This is a genomic window from Novosphingobium indicum (genome assembly GCF_014645195.1).
GTDB classification, from domain to species: domain Bacteria; phylum Pseudomonadota; class Alphaproteobacteria; order Sphingomonadales; family Sphingomonadaceae; genus Novosphingobium; species Novosphingobium indicum.
Window position 1 is genome coordinate 19,758 of the sequence record NZ_BMLK01000026.1, and the last position, 22,834, is coordinate 42,591.

Consider the following 22,834-nt stretch of genomic DNA (forward strand, 5'->3'; position numbering starts at 1 on the left):
TGGTTGCCGGTCAGTCTTCTTTAGTGGCCCATCGTAATGCCGCCTGATTTCGACGGTCGTGGGGCAAGCCAGATCAGGGCGGCGGCAAAAAGCAAAACGGCTGTGGTCGCCCAGAAGGTATGAATAAGCGCCAGCGTTGTCGCCTCCAGCTCAACCATGTTGCTGAGCACTTGCCTTATCTGTTCAGAAGGGAAGCCGAGGCTGGAAAGGCTTGCCTGCGCCGCTTCCGGCTGCAGGACCGCCACCGCATCGCTGCGCGCGATGCGCTGGGTATCACCCCAATAAGACAGAGTGATGGAAGTCGCTACGGCGGTGGCGATGGTTCGCATGAAGCTTTGCAGGCCGGCGGCCGATGCCACCTCGTTTTCCTCAACCGTATTGAGCGTCAGGGTCATGAGAGGAAGCATCATGAAGGGAGTGCCCAGCCCCTGAACGAACTGCGGAATGCTGAGGGTCCAGAAATCGGAGTCTGTTGTCCAGGTTGTGCGCACGAGCGTCATCGCCGCAATCCAGGTGACGCCGCACGAAACAAGGACACGCAGGTCGAGGCGGCTCATCAGAAAAGCCACCACCGGCGCGGTAATCAGTCCGCCCATAGCCGAAAACGAAGAGGACAAGCCGGCTGCTGTCGCAGGAAATCCGAGCCAGGCTTGCTGCCACTGGGGGACAACGACAAACCCCGCGAAGTATCCGGCAAATGCGAGCGACAGAACAGTCAGGCTGACGCTGAAGCCACGGTGCCGCAGGACTCGCAAATCGACGATCGGGTGATCCTCGCCCAACTCCCAGATAATGAAAACGATAAAACCCACGGCAGAGGTGATCGCCAGCGCCACGATCATCGGGTCGGCGAACCAGTCGTGGTTACGGCCAAGGTCGAGCACGATCTGGAGGCAGCCGACCCAGAGCACCAGCAAGGCAAGGCCGACATAGTCGATCGGCAGGATCTGCCGCTCGGTCTCGATCGGCCTGAGCAGCGCGAAACCCACCACGATGCACAGGATGGCGACGGGCAAGTTGATCAGGAATATCCAATGCCAGGAATAATTTTCTGTGAGATAGCCACCGATCATTGGACCAAGAGCAGGTCCCATCAGCAGTGTAACAGCCCATAGTCCCATCGCCATATTGCGCTTCTCGGGCGGGAACACGCTGAGCAGCAAGGTTTGCGACATGGGCATCAGGAAGGCGCCGAAAATTCCCTGTCCGATACGACTGGCGACCAGCATGCCCATCGTGACTGAGATCCCGCACAGGAATGAGCAGATCCCGAACCCGACCATGCTGAACAGGAAGGTGCGTACCGATCCGAAGCGTCCGGCGACCCATCCGGTCAAGGGAACGCAGATCGCCTCGGCGACCGCGTAGGAGGTGATGACCCATGCGCCTTGTTCAAGCGTGATGCCCAGATTGCCCGCGATATGCGGGATCGAGACATTGGCGATGCTCAGGTCGAGAATGACCATGAAATTGGCAAGGGCAAGCACGAGCCCGGCAACAAGCTGCCGGGACGGGGCTATTCCTGCGCCTGATGAAGCGGTCTCGCTCATCTGGTTTCACTCACCGGAAACATCGATCTCGACTTCCATCGACAGCCCGACGCGCAACGGGTGCTTGCGCAGTTCGGCAGGATCAAGCTCGATCCGCACCGGCAGGCGCTGGACAGTCTTGATCCAGTTGCCGGTGGCGTTCTGGGCGGGGATGATTGCCATCGACGATCCCGTACCGCCGGCCAGCCCGGTGACCTTGCCTTGGTAGACGACATCGCCGCCATAAAGATCCGACTTGAGGGTTACAGCCATGCCAGGACGGACACGGCCGAGTTGGCCTTCCTTGAAGTTGGCATCGACGTAGAGCTTGTCGATCGGGACGATGGTCATGATAGTCTGACCGGGGCTCAGGCGCTGTCCCACCTGAATCTGCAGGCGGCTCACCACCCCGGAAACCGGCGCGCGAATTTCGGTACGCTGGAGGTCGAGCAAGGCGGCATCGAGCCGGGCCTTGGCCGCCTGAACCGCTGGGTCGGTATCTACGCTGGAGCCGCGCACCAGGGCGTCGTTGGCGGCAAGTTGCCCTTGCGCGACCCGTCGGGCCGAAGTGACTTCGGAGATGCCCCCGCGGGCCGCCTCGAGCGCCGCGTTGGCGGAGGCGTAGGCCTTGCGCGCCTGGGTCAGTTCCTCACCCGAGATCGCGCCGCTGGCAATGACGGCCTCACGGCGCCGCAAGTCGATCCGCGCCTTGTCGAACTCGGCCTGCGCGGAGCGGAGCCTTGCCTGCGCCTGGACAAGACCGGCGCTTGATGTGTCGATCTGCGCCGACAGCGCGCTGTTGGTCGCAACCGCCTGCCCGAATTTGCGGCGGGCGGCGGCAAGATCGGCTTCAGCCTGCGCGACGGCGATTTTGGCATTGGCCTGATCGAGCCGGACGAGGACATCACCCGCCTTCACCTGCTGCGTGTCTTCGACCAGCACCTCGATGGCCGATCCGACAACCAGCGGCGTGACCTGCGCCATTCGCGCATTCACGTAGGCGTTGTCGGTGCTGACATAGTTGCGGGCGACCAGCACATACCAGGCACCCCATGCGAGAGCCGCCACTGCGAGCACAATGGCCAGGCGCTTGAGCCACATCGTCCGGCGTGCCTTGCGAAAGGCGGACAGTTCCGGATCGACTTCGGCAGCTTGTGTCGCAGTATCGCTCATTGCTCGGTCTGTCCTGATGGTTGGGTAGTGGCCGCGTCGAACCCGCCGCCCAGTGCACGGATCATCGCCAGCGTCGCCCCGCGTTCGTATGTCTCAAGGCCGATGACTGCGACGCGAAGGTCTTGCGCGCTGCGTTCACTGGCGAGGACATCGAGGTAACTGGCAAGCCCGGCCTCGTAGCGTGTGCGCACCAGACCTAGCGCTTCCTCGCTTGCGGCCAGCGCCGTGCGGGTTGCGCCAAGCCGCTTGTCCGCTGCGTCGCGCTGGGTCACCGCGTCGGCAGCCTGCTGGTACGCGGTGACAACGGTCTGGTTGTAGTTCGCAACGGCCTCGTCATAGGCCGCCTCAGCGCTGCCATATTGCGCCTTGAGCGCGCCGCCCTGGAAGATCGGCAGGCTGATTGCCGGACCGACGGCTCCGAATAGCGAGCCCGAATCGACCAGATTGCCAAGTCCCAGCGCCTGAAGCCCTACCAATGCCCTCACGTTCACGGACGGAAAGAAGCCGGCCCGCGCCACCTTGACGCGGCTGGCTGCGGCCTCGACCCGTTCGCGCGCCGCGACGATATCGGGCCGCCGACCAAGCAGATCGGTGGTGACACCGGCGGGAACCCCGCCGGGTGTCGAGGGTGCAAGCGGCGGACGGGTAATCGACGTTCCCCGATCCGGGCCAGCACCCAGGAGCGCGGCAAGCTGGTTGCGGCGGATGCCGATGTTCTCATCGACGGCTGCCAGATCCTGCTCCGCCAAGGCAACTTCGGCATCGGCGCGGCGCAGGCTGGCGAGGTTGTCGAGCCCGTTGCGTTGGCGCTGGGCGACAAGCTCGCGCATCGAGCGGCGGTTGGCGAGCGTGGCCGCTGCGTTGTCGCGCTCGCGGTAATGGCGCCCGAGCTCTGCGTAGGCGGCGGCTATCGCGACCGAGAGCACGAGGCGAGCCTGCGCCGCATCGACCATCGCCGCGCGGGCCTCCGATGTCGCGGCAGCATAGGCAGCGCGGTTGCGACCCCACAGGTCGAGGTCGAAGCCGAAACTCAGCGAGGTCTGCCCGTAGTCTTTCCAGCCATCGGGGAGGAACTGCGCGGGGATGCCGTTGTTGCCGCTCTGACGGCGCAGGCCGCCTTCGGCCTCGGCACCGATCGCGGGAAGCCGCGCGGCCCCGACGCGCTGCGCCTCGGCTTCCGCGCGCCTGACCCGCGCCACCGCCACCGCAACCTGCGGCGAATTGGAAAGGCCCTCCTCGATCAGCGCGGTCAGTTGCGGATCGCCCGCAAGGCGCCACCATTGGTCTGGCGGCCAGGCCGTATTGCCGCGCACGGCCAACGTCTGCGCAGCCTCGATTGTGTCGGCGGTTTCCATGACCGGACGAACTCCGGCGTCGGGGACCGCAACGCAACCCGCCAGCGCAAGTACTGCCAAGGCTCCCGGAGCAGCTAAGGGCTTAGCCGACATAGGCACCCCGTCCGCTGGCCAGCAGCCTGCCCTCGGCATCTTCGATCCGGGTCTCGGCAACGCTCAATTGCTTGCCCAGCTTGACCACCCGCCCGATCGCGCGCAGCGGCCCCGAAGTGGCGGGTCGGTGGAAATCGACCCGCATGTCAGCCGTCGCGTGCGCCGATCCGCCGAGCGCGTTGATGGTGTAAAGCCCGGTCAGGTCGATCAGCGCCGAGAGGACACCGCCATGGGCCGATCCGATCATCGGGTTGGAGACGATTTCCTCGCGCCACGGCATCTCGAGGACCAGCGCCTCGCCGGTAAGTTCGGCGATATCCAGCCCAAGCCATTGGTGGAACGGCGCGATGAGCAGCATCGCACGGAGCTGTTCGAGGTCGACCTTCGCTGCAGGTTCGCTCATGCCGCGATCTCCGTGCCGTGTGTCCGCATCAGGAAATCGAGGATCGCGTCGCCAAAGGCGTCGTTCTGGTCGCCGACACCATATGCGTCGCATCCGCGATGTCGCTGTAAGCGGCGTGGGGAACCAGCGCGCGGAAATGCGCGACGGCTTCGGGCGAGACCAGATCGCTCGATCCGCCCCGGATCAGGTGGACCGGCAACGCAAGCCGCGCAGCGGCTTCGCCCAGCTCACCCAGTCCATAGTCGCTGCCATCGCCGCGCTCGGCATGGCGACGCATGATGCCGTCGATGAACGCCGGGTCCCAATGCCAGTAATAGCGTCCGTCTTCCTTCTGTCGCAGATAATGGGCGAGGCCCGACGAGGCCTTGCGGCTTGGACGGTGGGGGAGATATTCGGAAATCACCCGCGCTGCCTCGTCGGGCGAGGCAAAGCCTTCGCGCGCGTGCGCCGCCATGAAACCAACCACGCGCGTTACTCCGCCCGCCTCCATTTGCGGGGTGATGTCCACAAGGGTCAGCGAGGCGAAGCTGCCGGGGGCGACCTCACCTTCGGCCATGATCCCGGCCAGCCCGCCAAGCGATGCCCCGATCAGCGCGGGCTTGCGGTCGAGCGACCCGGCGATGGCGACCAGATCGCCAGCGAAATCGACGATGTCATAGGCACCGTCATCGGCCCAGGCGCTTTCGCCATGACCACGCAGGTCCAGCGCGATGGCGCGGAACCCATGTCTGGCCAGCATCGCCGTCACCTGCTTCCACGCCCGCTTGGTCTGCCCTCCACCGTGGGCGAGAAGTACCGGAAATCCTTGCTCAGGTCCTTCGGTAAGTGCGGCGATGGCATGACCGGAATGGCCGGAGAGTGTAAAGTGCGGATTCGGCATGATCATATCTTACTATAAAATATTTTACAGTAAAGACTGTCCTCTTGAGCAATCGAAGGCTATGAGCGACGACCATGGCGAAGACGTCCGACGAGCAAAGCTACCTTACCGAAGCCGATGGGCTCGTGTTCCTGATCGAGGAGGTGCCGCGCAAGCTTCGCCGCGTGTTCGATGCATCCACCGCGAAGTTCGGGCTAACCCGCACCCAATGGCGCGCTCTCGCCTACATCTTCAGGACACCCGGCCTGACCCAGACTGAACTCGCCAAATGCCTGGAGCTGGAGCGTGCAAGCGTTGGCCATGTCATAGACCAGCTCGAAAAGGCGGACTATGTCGAGCGCCGCGCTGTCGAAGGCAATCGCCGGGTGTGGACCTTGCATCTGCGCCCAAAAGCCATCGGCATCCTGCCCGCGCTTAGGGCGGAAGCCGATGTGGTCTACGAACGGTTGCTCGCTGGCATATCGGCTAATGACATTGCCACCTTCAAGCAACTCCTGGCCAGTATGGCCGCCAATCTGTAGTATTGGCACCGAACGCGTCTATCACAACTCGCGAGACAGTGATCAGCCATCGATTGTCAACCGAACCGAGGATTTGCCCCCCCCTGTTGCCTCAATGTAGATTGCCGCTGAGAAGTGACCCGGGTGGAAGTTATGTCCCGCGGTGCGGGGTTGAGGTCAAGCGGGTGATTTTTCCTTTCTGGTTTTGGGTGCTGCCGAGCTGGCCCTGAACCGGAAGCTGTCGTTGCCGGTCTCGACGATGTCGCAATGGTGGGTGATGCGGTCGAGCAGCGCGGTGGTCATCTTGGGATCGCCGAAGACAGTGGGCCACTCGCCGAAGGCCAGGTTGGTGGTGATAATGACCGAGGTCTTCTCGTAGAGCTTGCTGATCAGGTGGAACAGCAGCTGCCCGCCTGAGCGGGCGAACGGCAGGTAGCCCAGTTCGTCGAGGACCACGACGTCGAGCCGGCTGAGCTGGGCGGCCATGGCTCCGGCCTTGCCGATCCGGACCTCCTCCTCGAGCCGGGTGACCAGGTCGACCGTGTTGAAGTAGCGGCCGCGGGCGCCGGCGCAGACGACGCTGGCGGTGATCGCGGTGGCCAGGTGGGTTTTGCCAGTGCCCGTACCGCCGATGAGCACGATGTTGCGGCGACCGGGCAGGAATGAACCTGCATGCAGAGAGCGCACCAGGCCCTCGTTGATCGGCGTGCCCTCGAACACGAAGGCATCGAGGTCTTTGACCACGGGCAACTTGGCTGCGGTCATGCGGTAGCGGATCGAGGCGGCATGGCGATGCGCCGCTTCTGCCCGCAGCAGGTCGGTCAGGATCTCGTGAGTCGTGCGCTTGCGCTGCAGACCCGTGGTGACGGCCTCGTCGAACGCGCCGGCCATGCCCCTGAGGCCGAGCCCGCGCATCGCCTCGATCATCTCATGCCGCTGCATCAAGGCCTCGCACGGTATCGTAGCGGGCGCAGTCAGCGATCGGCGGATGGCTGAGCTTCAGATCGACGACCACGTCGAGAGGCCGGTCGGTTGCCGGCTCGCGGTATCGGGCTAGGATGTTGAGGATCACCTCGTCGCTGGCAGCGCCGGCATCGAGCGCCTCGCGGATTGCCGTCTCGACCGCGTCCAGGCCATCGGTCAGAACGGCCGCCAGCACCCGGACGAAGCGCCGATCGGCCTCATCGCCGCTCCCCAGCTTGCGGCGCAGCCGCGCCATTGCCGGCGGCAGGTCCCAGCCCTGGAACGGCGCCCCGTTGCGCAAGGCGCCGGGCTTGTTGGCCAGGACCGGCAGATAGTGCCAGGGATTATAGATCGTCCGGTCACGGCCGAAGTGCCGGGCATGTTCGGCAACGACCTCGTTGCCGAGGCGGACGACGATCCGGTCGGCATAGGCGCGGACCTGGACCGCCCGCCGCGCGGCCTTGGCCATGACGGAATAGCGGTTGCGGTCGAAGCTGATCAGGCAGGTGCCGGTCACGGCATGGGCCGTCTCGTGGAAGCCATCGAACGGCGCCAGCATCGGCTGCAGGGCTGGCCGCTCAAGCTCCTGGTAGAGTTCAGCGATGCGACGTTCGAGCGAGGCAACGGCAGCCATCTTGCTCAGCACGATTTCAATTTCCGTTGCCACTTCGAGCTGCAGCTCGGCAAAGTCGACATGGCTGCCATGGAGGGACTGGGCCTGTCGGGCCGCTAGACGCAGGCCTTCGATCAGCCCCTCGACGAAGGGTCCGCTGTGCGGATGATTGCCGCTGGCGTGTTCGGCGATGTACCTGCGCAGGGTTGGCCGGCGTGCTGCCAGCACAACTTCGGGGTCGAGCCAGCGGCGGAACAGCGACAGCGAGAGGCAGGTGCTCAAGTCCGGCAGCACTCGCTCAAGTTCAGGTAATGCCCATCGTACCAGATCGAGCAACCGGCGCTTGGCCGCCGAGATATTGTCCTTGAAGCGTTCGCGCTGCTTGGTCAGCCGTTGCAGGGCATGGCTCCGGGCGGCAGGGATGTGGACTGGATCGAGACGTGGTCCTCCGAAGGCCGGAATGGAAGCCAGCACCTGCGCATCGGCAAGATCGGTCTTGGCATGTTCTGAGAGGTACCGCCGCAGCGCCTTGACCCGTTTGCCCTTAACCCTGGCGACTTCGACGCCGGCATCGATCAGGCGCTACTCGCCTATAGCGCGGCGATCTGGATGAGAGGCGGGCGTCAATCAGGATGAGAACAGATTGTCGCGGCGGTTTGTTTGTGCCGGTTCAGATTGACGCTGGCAAGCTCTATTCGCCGGCTTGATTGTCGCGCGGCGACAATTCGTCGGCGGTTTTGATTGTCGCGTAGGTCGGGGGCCGTCCGGCGCGTGATTGACGCTGGAGGGCGGAGCGCCGGCGGTAGCTCTCGACATTCATCTCGAAGATGGTGGCGTGGTGGACCAGACGGTCAACGGCGGCGAGCGTCATGGCGGGATCGGGGAAGACACGGTTCCATTCACCGAAGGGCTGGTTGGCGGTGATGAGCATGGAGCGACGCTCGTATCGGGCGCTGATCAGCTCGAACAGGACCGAGGTCTCGGCCTGGTCCTTGGTGACATAGGCGAGATCGTCGAGGACCAGCAGGTGATATTTGTCGAGCTTGGCGATGGCGGCTTCGAGCGCGAGTTCGCGGCGCGCGACCTGGAGTTTCTGTACGAGGTCGGAAGTACGCGCGAACAGCACGCGCCAGCCATTTTCGATCAGCGCCAGGCCGATGGCTGCGGCGAGATTCGACTTGCCGCAGCCGGGCGGGCCGAACAGGATGAGATTGGCGCCTTTTTCCAGCCATCCGTCGCCCGAGCACATAGCGGTCACCTGCGCGCGCGAGATCATCGGCACGGCATCGAAGGCGAAGCTTTCGAGCGTCTTGCCCGGAGGCAGCCGCGCTTCGCCCAGGTGCCGTTCGATGCGGCGCCGATCGCGTTCGGCGATCTCATGCTCGGCAAGGGCCGCGAGTAGCCTGGCGGCGGGCCAGCCTTCCTTGTCGGCGCGCTCGGCGAAGTCCGGCCATACCAGCTTGATGGCCGGCAGGCGCAGGTCGTTGAGGATGAGGGTGAGGCGCTGGGCGTCGATTGCCTGGGTTGCCTTGGTCATGCCGCTTCTCCCGTCAGCAGGACATCATAAGTGCTGAGGGGCGCGAGTTGGATGACCACCTCGGGCAGCGCTGCCGGATTGGGAGCGAAGCGCTCCCTGAGCGCAGCGATGTCGGGCAGGCGGCCGGCGGCAAGATCGGTGCCCAGCAGATCGGCGAGCTCGGCCTCGCAGGCGCGTTCATGCGCCATGGCCAGCAGTTCGACCATCATCCGGCAGGCGACGCGTTCGGACAAGGCCTCGACCAGCCTCTCGAAGGTCCGGGCGTAGGCCTCGCGGGGGAAGAGCTGATCGCGATAGACCAGCTTCATCAGCGCCATCGGCTTGCGGCGCAGGCTGTGGATCACATGCCGGTAATCGACGACATGACCGTGCGCGCCATTGCTCTTCGAGCGTCCGCGCGCCAGCGTCATGAGATGGGTGCCGCCGATGAACAGGTCGAGCCGGTCATCGTAGAGCCGGACCCGCAGCCGGTGTCCGATCAGCCGCGAAGGCACGGTGTAGAACACTTTCCTCAGCGTGAAGCTGCTGGTCGACGTGACGGTGACGATGACTTCCTCATAATCGCTGGTGCGCCGGTCGGGCAGCGGTTGCAGCGCGGCGCGCTCGGCATCGATGCGGGCACCGCTGCGTCGGTTCTTGGCCGCCACGATCTCGTCGATGAAGCGGCGATAGGCGGCCAGATCATCGAAGTCGCGCGAGGCGCGCAGCAAGAGCGCGTCGCGAACCGCCGCCTTGAGATGGCCGTGCGCGCTCTCGATCCCGCCATTCTCATGCGCGATGCCGCGGTTGTTGCGGGTCGGCGTCATGCCGTAATGCCCGCACAGCGCGTCGTAGCGGGTGGTGAGATCCGCCCGGGCTTCGGCATCAAGATTGCGGAAGGCCGCCGACAGGCTGTCGCTGCGGTGCTCCGTCGGCGCACCGCCCAGCGCCCACAGCGCGTTCTGCAGCCCTTCGGCAAGCGCGACGTAACTCTCGCCGCCCAGGATCACATGGGCATGTTCGAAGCCCGACCACATCAGCCGGAAGTGATAGAGGCGATGATCGAGCGGCTGCCCGGCAACCAGGACGCCAAGATCGCCCATGTCGGTGAAGTCGGACAGGCCGAGCCGGCCCGGCTCATGGATCTGACGGAAGATCACCTCCTGTTCGGGTCCGTGAAGCGCCCGCCAGGAGCGGATGCGCCGTTCCATGGTGCGCCTGACCCCGGGATCGAGATCGGGATGACGCCGGCGCATCTCTTCGAAGACCGCCACCGCCCGCAGCCCCGGCGCTGCCTTCAGGAGGGGCACGATCTCGTGCTCGAAAATCTCGGCCAGTGGATCGGGCCGGCGCCGCTCGCGCGTCTTGGCGCGCTGCGAGGGAAGCACCGGCGTCTGGGCAATCCGATAACCCGTTGCCGTGCTGAACCCCGCCTTCGCGGATGCCGCCGCGATGCCGTTGGTCTGTCGAAGCTTCATGAAGAACCTCATCTGATGATCGTTGACGTGGCAACCCGGCACCCACGGCATCTCCCTCAACCTTGGAAATGCTCGTGAATATCGGGTCAACCCCGACCATCAGCGCCCCCTTTGGAAAAGGGCGATCGGTGTTTGCCGTGTCGTCTCCGGGCTGCGGGCTACGCCCTCCGCCCTCCACCGACACGGCAAACACCGATTCCCATCTTGATTGACGCTGCATTCTCATCCTGTTTGTCGCGCGGCAGCGCGACCGGGAACCAGCTCATGCCGGTGGGCTCCATCACAGCCTGCATGCGGTCGCCCTCGACGAGGCCGTCGCGGAGGCGAGCGACAAGGCTATCCAGTGATGCAGGATCATGCCGGAAGCGTATTGGCCGTCCGGCAGGACGGCCGTCATCGAAGATCTGAGCCACGTGATCGCCGCGGATCGCCAGATCAATGCCTATAGTGCGGTGTCTCCTCAACAAGATTCCCCTTCCAGTTCGGAACCGACGCCGCAGGCACAGTCAGGTACGCGCCGCTTGGGTGTCTTGTTGCGCAGCTGCAAGCCTAACTCCCTATAAAGCCGATAAACCTTCTTCAAGTTCACGGCCCAACCATCGCGACGCAGGATGTAATACACCCGACGATAGCCGTAGCGGACATGCGTCTCGCAGATCTCCTTGATGCGCTTCTTCAGAAAGGCCGGATCGGTGCGGCGGGATTGGTAGTGATAACTGGAAGTATCGAACGGCAGAACCCGGCAGGCCCTCCGGATCGACACACTCCAGTCCGCCAGCATCCCGTCGACCAGCTCGCGCTTCCGATCCGGCCTTAGAGCTTTCGTTTGATGACATCCTGCAACATCTCGCGATCGAGCGTCAGATCGGCGACGATCTTCTTGAGCCGGCTGTTCTCATCCTCCAGCTCGCGCAGCCGCCGCATCTCCGATGGCATCAGCCCCGCATACTTCTTCTTCCAGTTGAAGTAGGTCGCCTGGCTGATCCCCGCCTTGCGGCAGATCTCAGCAACCGGCGCTCCCTCCTCGCCCTGCTTGATGACGAACGCCTTCTGCGCGTCCGTAAACTTCGATGCCTTCACGCCAAACCTCCTCGCCCAGCCAAGGAAATCTACGGCGGAAAGCTGTACCCGCAAATGGCCCAGTTTTCAGGTGGCAGAGCAGTCCAAAATCACGCACCTTCCAGAAAGGCCGAGTACTTTCTATTGCAGACAAGCATAACACTTCAAGCCGTGTGCGGTCAGAAATTACGGATCGCTGTAGACATCTTTCCCAAATCTCTGATGCATGCGCTTCGCCACGCTCAGCGAATATCGACGCTGGCGCCAGGCCGTCGGGCTGTGATAGATGCCTACAGCTTTCCAGAAATCCCCGGTATCCTTGAGTGCGGCCAGAAATATCCAGCGGGCCGCCTCCACGTTGAAACAGGGATCGAAGCGCAGCCAATGGCGAACCTCGGGCGCAGGCCGACCCACGAGCGCGGCGATCCTTGATACCCACCTGGTGTTGATCTGCAAGGGGCCCAGATCGTGCGTGCCGTTGGTGTTTCCGACCTCGGCACCGATCCAGCCCGCCTCCTGGTCGCGCAGGCCCCAAAGGGTCTTTTCAAGCCAGGGACGGCCCGCTGCGGCGCCGTGAATGCAACTGGCAATACGGGCCTCATCAGACTTGCGTACCGCGGCATGGACCGGTGTTGCCAAAAACATGAACGCCGACGCTGGCAACCAAAGACGAGACACCTGCCCGAATAGCGTTGGTCGAAGGACATTGGCGATCATGGACGAACTCCTTCACAGTCAGGCAATGGCATCAGCGGTCAAAACCGGACCGATCGTTGGATTTCTGGTGATCTTGATCTGCGGCTGGCGAAGCATGTCCCCTGCCTGCGTGCGCATGACTGCGGCCGGTGCTGGCTCGGCGGTCAAGTGCCGACTTCAGGATACGATCCATGATTTCCGCAATGCCGCGCGCGCCTTCTGCGAGATGCTCACCCAGGCCCTGCGGTGAGCGGCGTTGATCAAGCTGACGTTCCAGCAGCTGGTCGCGCCGGTCCTGGCGACGATGTTGCTGGTCCTCGAGCGCCTGCGCCAGACGGCCTGCATGACGATCGGCGTAGGCCCGGACGGTATCGCGATCGAGCCGGCCAAGCCCTTCCAGCGCCGAGGTCTTCTCACCGGACCGGGCCTCCAGCTTCTCGACCAGCTTCTTCTCGCTTTCGGTCCATAGCTTGACGCCCAGGCGTGCGCGGGTAATCGCGGTATAGTAGTTCTGCCCATTGACCAGGGCGGAATTGACCGGCGCCAGCACGTAGATCCGGGCATAGGTCTTCGACTGCGCGGAATAGACCGTCTCGGCATAGCCGTGGTCCCAGGTCTTGTGCCGCGAAAGATCGATGGTCTGGACGCGCTCCCCGCGGTCCCAGCGGATAGTGGCAAGCCCCCCTTCCAGCTTCTCTACCGTCCCGCGCTCGGCGTTCTTGAGGTCCAGTTCGCGATTGACCAGTCGCCATTGAATACGATCCCCCTCAGCCAACTCACGCTCTTTGCGGTCGAACACGTTGACGTGACGCGCCTGCCCGAGGCGCGGGTCCCACCGGATCATGCGCCCGTTCTCATCGACAAGCCGAACGAGTTGGCGGCCATTGGCATCCTGGGCGAGACCGACGACGCGGTATTCGGTGTCGCGGGCGATACCGGGAGCCGCAAGGTCGCGCGCGAACATCACGACCTGCCCGCCAGAATAGAAGCGCGCCAAGTGCTTTTCCTGGGCGGTCATCCCCGCTGGAGTGAGTACCGAGAGGCGAACATCTTCCGCCGCGATCGCGCCCTCGGACTTCAAAGTCCCGCGGATTTTCGCGTTAACGAGAATCCGGGTCTTGTTCTCGAGCACGAGGATATTGGTCGTCTGGCGAGTCTCGGACCCGAGCCGGGTCCATTCCTCGACGAGCCCCCTCGCCAGGCGCTCAGCGCTTTGCCCGCTCACCACCTTGTCGAGCTTGTCGAGTGAGGCGGCATAGTTACCGGCGCGCGTCTCGGTGACCGCGGCCTTCATCGTGCGCGTTTCCTGACGCATCGATTCCGTCAATTCGGCGGTCGGGAGCCCGAGGCGCTGAAGGAGCCAGAACGGCTTGCCCTGCTCGATTGCGCCGGTCTGCCGGTTGTCGCCCAGCAGGATGAGCCTCGCGCCTGTCTCCCGGCTGATCTGGAGCAGACGTTGTGCCTGCCGGTTTCCCAATTGCCCGGCTTCGTCGACCAGCAGGACATGGGCATCCGTTACTCCGTGCCCGCCGCCTGCCAGCAGGCTGGCGATGGTTCGCGCCTCGATACGGACCCCGTCCCCCAAGTTGGCAGCTGCCGAGGATGTCGGAGCCAGAGCGAGAAATTGGGTTCCCGGTTCGGCCGCTTCGGCAAGCGTGCGCATCAAGGTCGACTTGCCCGCACCGGCGACGCCGTGGAGACCCGTGACACGGTCGCGCGAGGATGCGAGCATGACCAGCGCTTGTTCCTGCGCCGGGTTGAGCCCGGCCTTCTCGAGCCGGACCAGCAAGCGATCGGATGAAGCAATCGGCCTGGCATCGCCCAGTGCAAGCGCGAGTTCGCGCGACAAGGCCTGCTCAAGTCGGGCACTGCGCCGCGTCGTGCGCCCCCGCGTCAACGTATAACTTCCTGTCGGCTCATGCACCGCGAGCAGCTTGCGCCGGGCTTCATGCTCGGTGATGAGCGGGCGCACATCGGTGAGGCGTACCTCCCCGACATGGCTTGCCAGGGCATGGCGATAGAGCCAGCCCAGGTTGGAGACGGCCTCCCGGGTTTCGGCCTGGCGGATCCCGAACAGCGCTGCACGCCGGCTCGCCATGGGATCGTTTGGCAGCCCCTGCCCTTCGCGCCCTGCAGCCAGGAAACCAAGGTCGGCCAGATCCCTGGCATAGGGTTTTGCGCGCTCGGCCCATTGCTCTTTCAGATCCTCGATCCCCACTTTCACTTTGGCACCACGCGTTTCGTAGAAGGAGGCCCGGCGCGCGGCCTGCCCGGCCAGGCCATGTTCCTGGGCATGAGCATCGATCTTTCGGGAACGCTGCGAGGTGTCGCGGATGAAGTCCTTGGGCACGCCAGCGATCTCAAAGAGGCCCCGACGCGGGTCGAATTCGATTTCGAAGCCTTGCTCGCGCAGGTCCCGCGCGAGTTCGTTGCGGTACACCTGTCCCGCCACCATCTGCTCGGTAAACATCGCCCGGGTCTCAAGGCTCGCCATCGGGCCATCCACCTCACGATTGGTCATGTTGAGGACGACGACATGCGTGTGAAGGTGCGGGTCAAGGTCCCGGCTCGCATGCTCGGTAAAGCGGGCGAAGAGCAGTCTTCCGGTCGTCTCGTGGATGACCTCGCCGTCCTCGCGCCTGCGGAGCGAGGCATGTTCTTCCAGATAGGAAAGCGCCGCCGTCACCGCGCGCTCGTGCGCCTCGATGATCCGCTCATCGCCCGCGACGAGCGCCATGATCGAAACCGACTTGGGCGCATTGACCGCAAAGTCCCATCCCGGATGGTGCTGGATTTCCCCGTCTGCGCGATGCCGTCCAAGCTGCTGGCCGGCCACGCGCCCGGCAAGCAGTTCGGCAAAGACATGAGGATCGACCTTGCCTTCGAGCCCAAGTTCGGGCGCAAGGTGCCCTCCCCATTGGCTGGGTTCGTCACCACCCTTGGTGTAATAGTCGCCCACCGTATAGTAGCGCGCGATATTGCCTGAAGTGCCCTTGAGACGGCGGGGGTGGATCATGCCGGCCGGGCCTTGCGTGAAGGTCCGCCAGCACGGTTATAGACATCGATCTCGATACGCGGACGGCCGCGCTTTGCGCCAAGTGTGAAGTCCTGCACTTCGCGTGGTTGGCCTGGACTGTCGTCCGGGATGGCCTCGCCCGTATCCGGCGATACGGGGGGAACAGGTTCGCGGGGAGGCTGACCATCCGTCGGAGGGGCATTCTCGAATAGATCAGGCTGCCCATCTGCATCGCCGGACTTTCTACCTGGATTGCGTCGCGGCTCGCGCCGGCCTGGATTTCCATTCGCAGTGCCCGCTTCACCGGGTTCGGAGCACACATACGGTCCCTCTTGCGCCCGTAGGGCAGCAATGATCGCAGCGCCGTCTCCGTCACGCAGCGGAGGATCGACACGTTCCGCAAAGCCTTCGGCAATCGTCGGCAAGGAATTGAACTTGTCCTTGAACCGCACCACCGGCAGGTCCCGGCCGAAGCGCAAATAGCCCGAAAGATTGGGCAGATTGGTGACCTCGGTGTGCATGACGAGCGGGCGCGTCACCTGCATGCGCGAGAGGTTCACCCCGTCGCGCATGTCGTTGACGCCGTAGGACATGCCTTCGTTCGCCTCGATCTGTTCGACCTGCCCCAGGTTTTCCGAAACGTGCTTGGCTGTGGGCGTATCGTTCGCCCGAAGCGCGACCCAGGTCGAGCAATAGCCCGTGATCGCCGCGGCATCCTGGATGCCGTAAGTCGCTTCCAGTTGCGGGTAGGACTGGAAGCCGAGGACACCGCAGCCGCCGTACTTGCGCGCGCGGGCGAGGAAGTCCGACAGGGACGGCAGCTTTTGCAAGGTGGGTAGTTCGTCGACGACGCAGTAGAGGCGGCGCCGGTGATCCGGTGCCATACTCATGATTGCCGAGATCGCGATGTCGAGCCAAACGGTGATGAGCGGTCGCAAGGAAGGAAGCTGGTCGGCCTTCACGGTGATGAAGAGCCAGTTGCCTCCTTCCTCGTTGCTTACCCAGTCGCGGATCGAAAGGCCCGTGCGGGTATCGTCAAGGTAGGAAAAACTGCGCATCACCGATGCGAGCTCGGCCTGGATACCGGCCGATGTCCGGTCCCCTTCCATGCTGATGAATGCCGCCGCCTCGGTATCCTTTGCGAAAGCCACCAGGTCCTTGAGCCGGGAACGCAGCAGGCGGTCGAGAAGCACCGAAACCAGCATCTCGCCTTCGCGCGCAAGCTTCCTCAGGACCGCGACAAGGGTCCCGCGCGCGGACCTTGCCCAGAACGGATCGCCCGCCTTGTCGGGGATCGTCGATTCCGCCATCTGGTCATAGTGATATTCACGCGGAACGTCCCCCCAGGGCGACCAGTGGGCCGTTCGGGCATCGAGCGGATTGAGGATGATGTCCTTGCCCGGGCGGTAGAACTTCTCAACGAAGGTCCCTGCCGTATCGTAGACGATCGCGCGCTTGCCCTCCTTGCGAATGCCTTCGAGCATCTTGACGATGATGTTCGTCTTGCCCGTGCCGGGGGCGCCGCACAGGAGTATATGTTCCGGCTCAAAGGCATCGGGCACCGGAACACCGCCGATCCGGAAGCTGCCTCGCTCGAATTTGGAGAGCACCCGCCGGACCTGCCTGACGGTCCCGAAACGCGCCCCGCGCAGGTATTCGTTCGAGCCAAGCCCCCTGCCCGTGCGGGTAAAGGCATACCAGGCGCAGGCGAGCACGACGAGTGAACCTGCTCCCGACAGAATGGCGCCCCGGATGCATTCAGCTTCAAAGGCATGGAGGGTTTTCGCGGCGATCGGCGATGCCAGCAGCCAGTCGGCCGAGGTCCAGTACTGGGAGCCGGCGGGTGTCTTGAAGAGGACGGGATCGTTCGTTCCGGGGGCGGCCTGAACCTTCATACTCGCTTCAAGAAGCTTGAGGAGGACAAAGCGCTGATAGTCACTGATATGTTCCAACACCCACCAGACCGTCAGGATCACCCATAATCCCAGCCCGGCCATTACGGTCTGGAACAAGACCTGCGTGGTCATGCGAACGTTATGGACGATCGACTGCCCGCCGCGCGTCCAGCTCCCCAGGGTATCGTTGCGAAAGATGCTCATGAGCGCCTTCCCTCCTGCGCAAAAGGGAATGCCCCAGCGCCGAAACACAGGCCGGGTTGGACCCGATCGGGGAAAGCGCCGTGCCCGCACCGGGGAACAGCAGGCGACGAACAAACCGCACCCTTTAGGGGCCGCCGGCCTCCGGACATGCCCCCCTTCATCGGTCCTGCTCCGGATCGAGGAGGCCCCGTTCGCCGAGGATCGCACGGGCATCGAGCATCCCCCGCTCGAGAAGTTCGGGCGATCGCGCGCCGATCGAGGTGGCAAGCAAGGTCAGTATCTGGATCGAGGTCGCCAGAACCTCGTCCTGCGAGGAATAGATGTAGCGCCCGTTGGGATCGGCCGCTTCGCCCAGAACCTGGCGAACAAACTCGGACAAGGTGAGATTTGCGCCGTAGGAACGGCGCTGAAGTCGCCGGTAAAGGGCGTCATCCACGCGCACGCTTATTCTTTGCATAACACTGCTCCGCTGTGCGGAGCCCGGCGTCAGAATGTCATGAAGCGAGAGTTCTCTACCGCAAATCGGCAGAAAACTCAAGAAATGCCGCTGTCCGCCACGGCACACGCAGGAATATCTAAGAAGTCCAAAGGCTTGGCAAGGAGAGGCACCATCGCGAAACTACCAGTATGACGCCAACGCAAGCCGGCGGATGACACGGCACCCTTCCCAACCCACTGAACAAGCAAAGAAAACTCGCGCAGCACTGGTGCGTACGGTGCATTACAAAACGGCCACGGCCGTGCGTCCTTTCTTGCGCAGCGAGTTCTCGCTGCGTCGCCACGTCCCGGAAGGGGCGCGGCTCCCCCGAAGGGGGCCTTGTCCTTTCGCCGGTGGGACACCGGCAGGTTGATCAGGGTGCCGCACAGGGGAACCTCTGAATTCATGATGACCTCACGGGTCCAGGGATTGCAGGCCGCCTTCCGGCGGCCGATAAGGAGGACGGCGGGCAGACCATCGAAGGAGCGATGGACATGCCCAGGAAGACCGACCGCGAACGCCTTGCCGACCTCGAAGCGCGCCAACGCATGATGGCCGAAGAGGTAGAAAAGACCCGCCGCGCCTTGCGCGGCAAGTACGCCGAGATCGTCATCGACCTGCCCGTAGAGGACTTCACCCAACGGGAATTTCGAGACCTGCTTGCCGCAGCGATCCGGTGTGGCGGCGCGGTGGCTGTGACCGCCCTTCGTGCTCTTCCGGAGGCAAGCACTTCGTCCCAACCCGGTGTCCCCACAAATGCCAAGTCATCCCGCAGGGATGGCCCAGCGACGAGCATGGCGTAGCCACGCGCAGGAGGCCGGAGCCACACTCGTGGCTCCGCATCGGCGCCGCGACGGGCGCGAAGCCGAAAGGCTTCGGGTCCCTGAGCGGGGGCGACTTCCACGCGGGCAAAAAGAAGGAGACCGACCGAGCCGAAGCCCGACCGGTCCCATCCGTGCCACCTAGGCTGCCGTCCGATTGGTGCGCTGGTCCTTCAGCGCGAAGAAGTGGGCCGGTATCCGCTTTGCCCTCACCTCACGGGCAAGATGTGACTGCAGCCCGGAGCCCTCGCAGACGATCGCTTCGACCGGACGCAGACCCAGAAGTTGCTCGTTGCGGGCAAACCCTGCCCGCTTGCCAAGGCGCCGGTCGAGTGTGAAGGCGATGAGCATGGTGCCGCTGCGCGCCGCCCAGGCCGCCGCAATGGCATCGCAGCCCTTGTCCTGCGCAGTGGTCGCCAACACCATGTTCGGCACGCGCGCCTTCACCGCATCCAGCGCTTCGGTAAGAAGCTCGTGATCCTCCCACACCTGTCCTCCGGAAAAGACCACCACCGGACCTTTCGGAGCATGCGCCTCGGCCTTGCGCATCCTCCGCGCGGCCAGAAAGTCCTGTGCGGCAATAACCGAGGCGGTGCGCTTGGAAGAGACTAGCGATCCTCTCACCGACGACCAGGGCCGCCCGCTTTCCGCAAGGTAAGTTGCCGCCGCGTGGTCTCGCATGCAGGCGACCGCTTCGCGCGCTTCGTCAAGGGACTGGCAGAGCACCTGCGCTTCCTCCAGTTCACCCATCAGAACCTCGCTGCCGTCGGCATCGCGGGCAAGATCGCGAACCTTCATCGCTGCCCTGTCGGCTTCGCCATCAAGCTGTTCGGCGACCTTGTGGAAGGAGTTGACGATCCCCCAGGCAAGACGCGGCGCAAGGCTTTCTATGCGGGTATCGCGCAGTACGTCGAAGAGCGTGGCGACCAGCATCTCGGTAGCGAGTTGGGCCTGCATGGCGTCCGGCATGTCGCAGGTCAATTCGTCTTCGGCGACACCCATGCGGCTTGTATCGAGGCCGGTTTCGAAAGCGGTTGAGAAGCCATCGGCCGGTGTCAGGGTTTCCGCGGCGATAAGATCGGCGATTTCGGAAAAGTCGCGAATGGTGCGCTTGATGTTCATCGTAGCCTCCTTGAAACTAGGAAAAGAGGCTTCCCCTCCTGCACGGGCTGCGAGCGCCGGGGTCAAGGACCGGGCGCAGCCCGGCCGCGAAGCGGGCGACGGAGGAACCGATTTGCGCAGCAAATTGGAGGGGCCGTCGATCCTTGAGGCCGGGGCTGACCCCGTGCCAGACTTGGACTTGTTGGAAGAGAGAATAATACACAACGCCTGCCCCATACGCCCGAGCCCTGGCATGGGCTCGATGCCCATGACGGGGCTTTTGCATGGTTCACGGGTGTGTCTTTACCGTTGGGATCAGCGGAAGGTGTGAATTCCCCGGCAGCACAAAAATGGGCTGGCGCGCGAGGAGTGCGGCCAGCCCGAATTGTTCAGTTCAGTCGCGCGGACGAACCATATCTACGCCGGTGTCGTCACGCGCGCGGCTGTGTCCCATCGCCCGGATCGGGCGGAATGTAAGCGTCAAATGGGTTCCCATTATGGAGATGCCCGAAAGGCGTCATGACGTAGTCGTCCCCGTTGCGGCCCACGGCCGTGACGACGTAGCGGGGAACGCCGGTTTCGGCATCGCTGCACTCCAGGAGCGCGAGATTGCCATCGGCCGCGGCGCGAAGCAGCGTCTCGAAATTGCGGCGATAAGGTTCAGGGATTGCCATGCGAACCTCCTGTCATCGGGAAATGATGGGGCGGACCAAAGGCCCTGCCCCGGGTGATCAGGCCGGCTTCACGCCCGCATACGCGGGACAGAGGTGTCAGCGATCTGGTCTGCCTTGCGGAAGGCATGGATTGGAACATTGGCTTCGCGCAGGACCTGATAGAGGTTGGCTTGCAGGCCGGATCCTTCGCACAGCAGCGCCTCGACCGGCTTCAGTTCCGCCAGCTTGCGATTGCGGGTAAAGGCCGTCTTCCGACCCGAACCGTAGAGCCCGTAGGCGACGAGCGGCACGCTGTTTTCCGGACGCGCTGCCCAGGCCGCTGCGATGGCATCGGCGCCCTTGCGCTGTCCGGTCGTCACCAGTGTCATGTGCGGCACACGCGCCTTGATCTCGTCGAGCCGCGCCCACAAGGTTTCCCAGTCGTGCCATTGGGCCGGTCCGGAAAACACAACCACAGGGCCTTTTGGACTATGCTTCTCGCGCGTTGCCAGTTCGCGGGCACGCAGGAAGTCCAGCGCCGCAATCTGGCTGGCGGACGAGGCCGAGGAGGCCTTGCTGCCGCGTGCCGGCGACCAGGGCCAGCCTGACTGCACGCGGTACATCTCGGCGGCATAGTCGCGCATGCATTCAATCGCGGCGCGCTGCTCGGCCAGCGACTGACACAGGAGCTGCTTTTCCTCGAGCTCGTTGTTGTAGACTTCGCTCATGTCGGGATGGCGCGCCAGATCGCCCAGTTCGAGCGCGATGGCGTCCTCGCGCCGTTCGAGCTTTCCCGCGACGAAGTGGAAGCTGTTGACGAACCCCCAGGCGATTTCGGCGCCAAGCGGTTCGAGCCGGGTGCCGGTAAACAGGTCGAAGATCGCGGCGATCACGCCGCCGCATTCGGCCTGGGCTGCAAAGGGTTCGGGCATGTCGTGTTCGCCCGGCTCCTCGCCCAGCTGGGTAATGGAAACAGCAAGCGGGTCGCCGAATGCCGCCTGGAATTCCGGAGTGGCAGTCATCTGAGCATAGAGGGTCTTGAGGTCGGCGAAGCGATCGACGCTGCGCGTGAGATTGGTGCTGGTCATGGCAAGGTGCCTTTCACGCATCGGAACTTGAACAAGAAAAAGGCCGGAGGCACTCGGTGCGCCTCCGGCCTTCACAGGGTGCTGTTCGTGCAGGATCAGAACAGCGGTTCTTCGCCTTCGTCGGCGCCGGCGCCCATCAGCGCGCCATCGGCTCCTGCGGTGCTGCCACCGAAGCCTTCCTGGCCACGCTCGTCATAGGAGCGCTGCATCCCGCCGAAGCCTCCGGCGAACTCGGACCGCATGGTCTCGCGCCGCCAGGCGATGGTGTAGCCGCCGTCTTCGGTCGGGAAGAGCGCGACGGGCAGCGGTTCGGGAAGGCCCGGATCATCGACCGATCCGGCGAGGAAGGCTTCCCCGGTCTTCTTCGAAAAGGCCTCCCACAGCGCGCCGATCTGCACCCAGCGCCGGGCCACGTTGAGCGCCAGGATCTCGTACGCGGGCGCCCGGTCACTCATGCTCTCGACCTTGCGCAGGCCGATACGCGGCAGGTCAATGGTGCGGGTAGCGATGGCTCCGGTAAGGCGGCCATTGACGCTGCGGATTTCTCCAATGTTCATGATCTTCACTCCTTGATGATGTCGCTCTCGAACCATTTCTTCGCGACACATTCTCCGGACCTCCTCTCCTCTGTATCCCGCGCTCGCGGCTTACCCCTGCGCGGCCAGGCGCAACTCCCTCGCCTCCCGCACTGCGCCGTTACCGGGCCATCCGCGAACCTCGGCGGACTGGCCTGCTGTTCACATCAGGGGTATTCTTGGGCCATGGACTCGGAGACGCTTCGCACTGTGGCGGACCTTGCCCGCAAGCGCGCAGCGCGCGGGTGTTCAGGAACGCGTGACGACGGCATGATACGGCTGGGCGCAGCACGCGCCCTCACCCAGCTTGCTGTGGATCTCGAAGTTTCCGCGGCCGAACTTGAGCGCACCTCCAGTTCACGGCGAAGGCGGAACTGATCAGCGCCTTGGGGATGAAAGGGCGATCCGGTCGCGTTCCGGACCACCGCACCTCAGTTTCCAATCACACGGCGCATGTCGAGGTCAGGCTGAAGCGGGAGCGATCCAGGTCAGCGTGAGGCGGTCAGGTCCGGCCATCTGGCCCTCGGCGACAACCTGTTGGTCATGGAATGGGGCAAGATCGTCCTCGGAAACGAGGAAGATCAAATCCCCATCGCCCGTTTCGAGAACGGCGCTGCGGCCGTTGAGGCGCAGCAGGCCAGTAAGGCGGCGATAGGTAGGATGGTGCGACGCCATCAAACCATGGCTTTCAAGCGCGGCGCACCGTATGCGCCAGTGTGAGCACGGAACGTCCAGCAATTGATTC

At 63.9% G+C, this 22,834-nt stretch carries 19 protein-coding genes and 3 pseudogenes; 2 read left to right on the forward strand and 20 right to left on the reverse strand.

The genetic code is table 11. The annotated features are described in order from the left end of the window. Positions 1-20: 20 nt before the first annotated feature. Genes IEX64_RS20130 through IEX64_RS20150 form a run of 5 tightly spaced genes read right to left on the reverse strand, consistent with a single transcriptional unit; the run spans position 21 to position 5,433 of the window. Positions 21-1,550, reverse strand: a complete 1,530-nt coding sequence (locus IEX64_RS20130) for a DHA2 family efflux MFS transporter permease subunit (protein ID WP_039336911.1) — start codon at positions 1,548-1,550, stop codon at positions 21-23. A 6-nt stretch (positions 1,551-1,556) separates the two neighbouring features. Further along, positions 1,557-2,702 (reverse strand): EmrA/EmrK family multidrug efflux transporter periplasmic adaptor subunit, encoded by a 1,146-nt coding sequence (locus IEX64_RS20135; RefSeq protein ID WP_039336910.1) that lies wholly within the window; start codon positions 2,700-2,702, stop codon positions 1,557-1,559. Further along, positions 2,699-4,150: an efflux transporter outer membrane subunit gene (locus tag IEX64_RS20140; RefSeq protein ID WP_039336907.1), complete on the reverse strand. Its 1,452-nt coding sequence runs from the start codon at positions 4,148-4,150 to the stop codon at positions 2,699-2,701. The genes IEX64_RS20135 and IEX64_RS20140 overlap by 4 nt, the downstream gene beginning before the upstream one ends. Then, positions 4,140-4,553 (reverse strand): hotdog fold thioesterase, encoded by a 414-nt coding sequence (locus IEX64_RS20145; protein ID WP_188822620.1) that lies wholly within the window; start codon positions 4,551-4,553, stop codon positions 4,140-4,142. Before IEX64_RS20145 ends, IEX64_RS20140 begins: the two co-directional genes overlap by 11 nt. A 28-nt stretch (positions 4,554-4,581) precedes the next feature. Continuing rightward, positions 4,582-5,433 carry an alpha/beta fold hydrolase gene (locus tag IEX64_RS20150; protein WP_229710600.1) on the reverse strand — a complete coding sequence of 284 codons (852 nt, stop codon included), beginning with the start codon at positions 5,431-5,433 and terminating at the stop codon, positions 4,582-4,584. A gap of 74 nt (positions 5,434-5,507) precedes the next feature. Here IEX64_RS20150 and IEX64_RS20155 point away from each other — a divergent pair, with 74 nt between their 5' ends. Beyond that, complete coding sequence (locus IEX64_RS20155) at positions 5,508-5,954, forward strand: MarR family winged helix-turn-helix transcriptional regulator (RefSeq protein WP_188822622.1); 447 nt, start codon at positions 5,508-5,510, stop codon at positions 5,952-5,954. A 156-nt stretch (positions 5,955-6,110) separates the two neighbouring features. Here the strand turns inward: IEX64_RS20155 and istB (IEX64_RS20160) are convergent, their stop codons facing one another. The 10 genes and pseudogenes from istB (IEX64_RS20160) to IEX64_RS20200 all read right to left on the reverse strand — a co-directional run bounded on the left by istB (IEX64_RS20160) (position 6,111) and on the right by IEX64_RS20200 (position 17,809). Beyond that, the gene (istB, locus tag IEX64_RS20160) at positions 6,111-6,875 is read right to left on the reverse strand and encodes an IS21-like element helper ATPase IstB (RefSeq protein ID WP_188822624.1); all 765 of its coding nucleotides are present in this window, start codon (positions 6,873-6,875) and stop codon (positions 6,111-6,113) included. After that, positions 6,862-7,482 (reverse strand): annotated as a pseudogene (locus tag IEX64_RS24490) (Mu transposase domain-containing protein); the annotation flags it as partial. The pseudogene IEX64_RS24490 and the gene istB (IEX64_RS20160), both read right to left, overlap by 14 nt. 360 nt (positions 7,483-7,842) lie before the next feature. Then, a pseudogene (locus tag IEX64_RS24650) lies at positions 7,843-8,088 on the reverse strand (IS110 family transposase); the annotation flags it as partial. A gap of 112 nt (positions 8,089-8,200) precedes the next feature. Further along, the gene (gene istB / locus IEX64_RS20170; protein WP_188822627.1) at positions 8,201-9,046 is read right to left on the reverse strand and encodes an IS21-like element helper ATPase IstB; all 846 of its coding nucleotides are present in this window, start codon (positions 9,044-9,046) and stop codon (positions 8,201-8,203) included. Then, positions 9,043-10,545, reverse strand: a complete 1,503-nt coding sequence (istA, locus tag IEX64_RS20175; protein ID WP_419181723.1) for an IS21 family transposase — start codon at positions 10,543-10,545, stop codon at positions 9,043-9,045. Before istA ends, istB (IEX64_RS20170) begins: the two co-directional genes overlap by 4 nt. Before the next feature lie 469 nt (positions 10,546-11,014). Next, positions 11,015-11,583, reverse strand: a pseudogene (locus IEX64_RS20180) (transposase); the annotation flags it as partial. Between the two features lie 165 nt (positions 11,584-11,748). Further along, the gene (locus IEX64_RS20185; RefSeq protein ID WP_308422620.1) at positions 11,749-12,279 is read right to left on the reverse strand and encodes a lytic transglycosylase domain-containing protein; all 531 of its coding nucleotides are present in this window, start codon (positions 12,277-12,279) and stop codon (positions 11,749-11,751) included. Between the two features lie 31 nt (positions 12,280-12,310). After that, on the reverse strand, positions 12,311-15,274 hold the full coding sequence (gene mobF / locus IEX64_RS20190) for a MobF family relaxase (RefSeq protein ID WP_188822629.1): 2,964 nt from the start codon (positions 15,272-15,274) through the stop codon (positions 12,311-12,313). Then, positions 15,271-17,373, reverse strand: coding sequence for a type IV secretion system DNA-binding domain-containing protein (locus IEX64_RS20195; protein ID WP_188822632.1), 2,103 nt, complete (start codon positions 17,371-17,373; stop codon positions 15,271-15,273). Before IEX64_RS20195 ends, mobF begins: the two co-directional genes overlap by 4 nt. Before the next feature lie 157 nt (positions 17,374-17,530). After that, positions 17,531-17,809 carry a CopG family transcriptional regulator gene (locus IEX64_RS20200; protein WP_229710602.1) on the reverse strand — a complete coding sequence of 93 codons (279 nt, stop codon included), beginning with the start codon at positions 17,807-17,809 and terminating at the stop codon, positions 17,531-17,533. Between the two features lie 536 nt (positions 17,810-18,345). Between IEX64_RS20200 and IEX64_RS20205 the strand changes: the two genes are divergently transcribed. Continuing rightward, on the forward strand, positions 18,346-18,654 hold the full coding sequence (locus IEX64_RS20205) for a hypothetical protein (protein WP_229710603.1): 309 nt from the start codon (positions 18,346-18,348) through the stop codon (positions 18,652-18,654). A 159-nt stretch (positions 18,655-18,813) separates the two neighbouring features. Here the strand turns inward: IEX64_RS20205 and IEX64_RS20210 are convergent, their stop codons facing one another. The 5 genes from IEX64_RS20210 to IEX64_RS20230 form a co-directional block, all read right to left on the reverse strand. After that, positions 18,814-19,794 carry a DUF2493 domain-containing protein gene (locus tag IEX64_RS20210; RefSeq protein ID WP_188822638.1) on the reverse strand — a complete coding sequence of 327 codons (981 nt, stop codon included), beginning with the start codon at positions 19,792-19,794 and terminating at the stop codon, positions 18,814-18,816. 410 nt (positions 19,795-20,204) lie between these two features. Then, positions 20,205-20,447 (reverse strand): DUF6117 family protein, encoded by a 243-nt coding sequence (locus IEX64_RS20215; protein WP_188822640.1) that lies wholly within the window; start codon positions 20,445-20,447, stop codon positions 20,205-20,207. 68 nt (positions 20,448-20,515) lie between these two features. Continuing rightward, positions 20,516-21,514, reverse strand: a complete 999-nt coding sequence (locus tag IEX64_RS20220) for a DUF2493 domain-containing protein (protein WP_188822642.1) — start codon at positions 21,512-21,514, stop codon at positions 20,516-20,518. A gap of 95 nt (positions 21,515-21,609) precedes the next feature. Further along, positions 21,610-22,071, reverse strand: a complete 462-nt coding sequence (locus IEX64_RS20225; protein ID WP_188822644.1) for a DUF736 domain-containing protein — start codon at positions 22,069-22,071, stop codon at positions 21,610-21,612. Positions 22,072-22,551: 480 nt separating this feature from the next. Then, positions 22,552-22,764 carry a DUF5818 domain-containing protein gene (locus IEX64_RS20230; protein WP_054946280.1) on the reverse strand — a complete coding sequence of 71 codons (213 nt, stop codon included), beginning with the start codon at positions 22,762-22,764 and terminating at the stop codon, positions 22,552-22,554. Positions 22,765-22,834 lie beyond the last annotated feature (70 nt).

What these genes read in the sequence shown, in the direction of transcription:
- IEX64_RS20130 (WP_039336911.1), bottom strand. Translation starts at nt 1,550, where the DNA reads ATGAGCGAGACCGCTTCATCAGGCGCAGGAATAGCCCCGTCCCGGCAG.
- IEX64_RS20135 (WP_039336910.1), bottom strand. Translation starts at nt 2,702, where the DNA reads ATGAGCGATACTGCGACACAAGCTGCCGAAGTCGATCCGGAACTGTCC.
- IEX64_RS20140 (WP_039336907.1), bottom strand. Translation starts at nt 4,150, where the DNA reads ATGTCGGCTAAGCCCTTAGCTGCTCCGGGAGCCTTGGCAGTACTTGCG.
- IEX64_RS20145 (WP_188822620.1), bottom strand. Translation starts at nt 4,553, where the DNA reads ATGAGCGAACCTGCAGCGAAGGTCGACCTCGAACAGCTCCGTGCGATG.
- IEX64_RS20150 (WP_229710600.1), bottom strand. Translation starts at nt 5,433, where the DNA reads ATGCCGAATCCGCACTTTACACTCTCCGGCCATTCCGGTCATGCCATC.
- IEX64_RS20155 (WP_188822622.1), top strand. Translation starts at nt 5,508, where the DNA reads ATGGCGAAGACGTCCGACGAGCAAAGCTACCTTACCGAAGCCGATGGG.
- istB (WP_188822624.1), bottom strand. Translation starts at nt 6,875, where the DNA reads ATGCAGCGGCATGAGATGATCGAGGCGATGCGCGGGCTCGGCCTCAGG.
- istB (WP_188822627.1), bottom strand. Translation starts at nt 9,046, where the DNA reads ATGACCAAGGCAACCCAGGCAATCGACGCCCAGCGCCTCACCCTCATC.
- IEX64_RS20185 (WP_308422620.1), bottom strand. Translation starts at nt 12,279, where the DNA reads ATGATCGCCAATGTCCTTCGACCAACGCTATTCGGGCAGGTGTCTCGT.
- mobF (WP_188822629.1), bottom strand. Translation starts at nt 15,274, where the DNA reads ATGATCCACCCCCGCCGTCTCAAGGGCACTTCAGGCAATATCGCGCGC.
- IEX64_RS20195 (WP_188822632.1), bottom strand. Translation starts at nt 17,373, where the DNA reads ATGAGCATCTTTCGCAACGATACCCTGGGGAGCTGGACGCGCGGCGGG.
- IEX64_RS20205 (WP_229710603.1), top strand. Translation starts at nt 18,346, where the DNA reads ATGCCCAGGAAGACCGACCGCGAACGCCTTGCCGACCTCGAAGCGCGC.
- IEX64_RS20210 (WP_188822638.1), bottom strand. Translation starts at nt 19,794, where the DNA reads ATGAACATCAAGCGCACCATTCGCGACTTTTCCGAAATCGCCGATCTT.
- IEX64_RS20215 (WP_188822640.1), bottom strand. Translation starts at nt 20,447, where the DNA reads ATGGCAATCCCTGAACCTTATCGCCGCAATTTCGAGACGCTGCTTCGC.
- IEX64_RS20220 (WP_188822642.1), bottom strand. Translation starts at nt 21,514, where the DNA reads ATGACCAGCACCAATCTCACGCGCAGCGTCGATCGCTTCGCCGACCTC.
- IEX64_RS20225 (WP_188822644.1), bottom strand. Translation starts at nt 22,071, where the DNA reads ATGAACATTGGAGAAATCCGCAGCGTCAATGGCCGCCTTACCGGAGCC.
- IEX64_RS20230 (WP_054946280.1), bottom strand. Translation starts at nt 22,764, where the DNA reads ATGGCGTCGCACCATCCTACCTATCGCCGCCTTACTGGCCTGCTGCGC.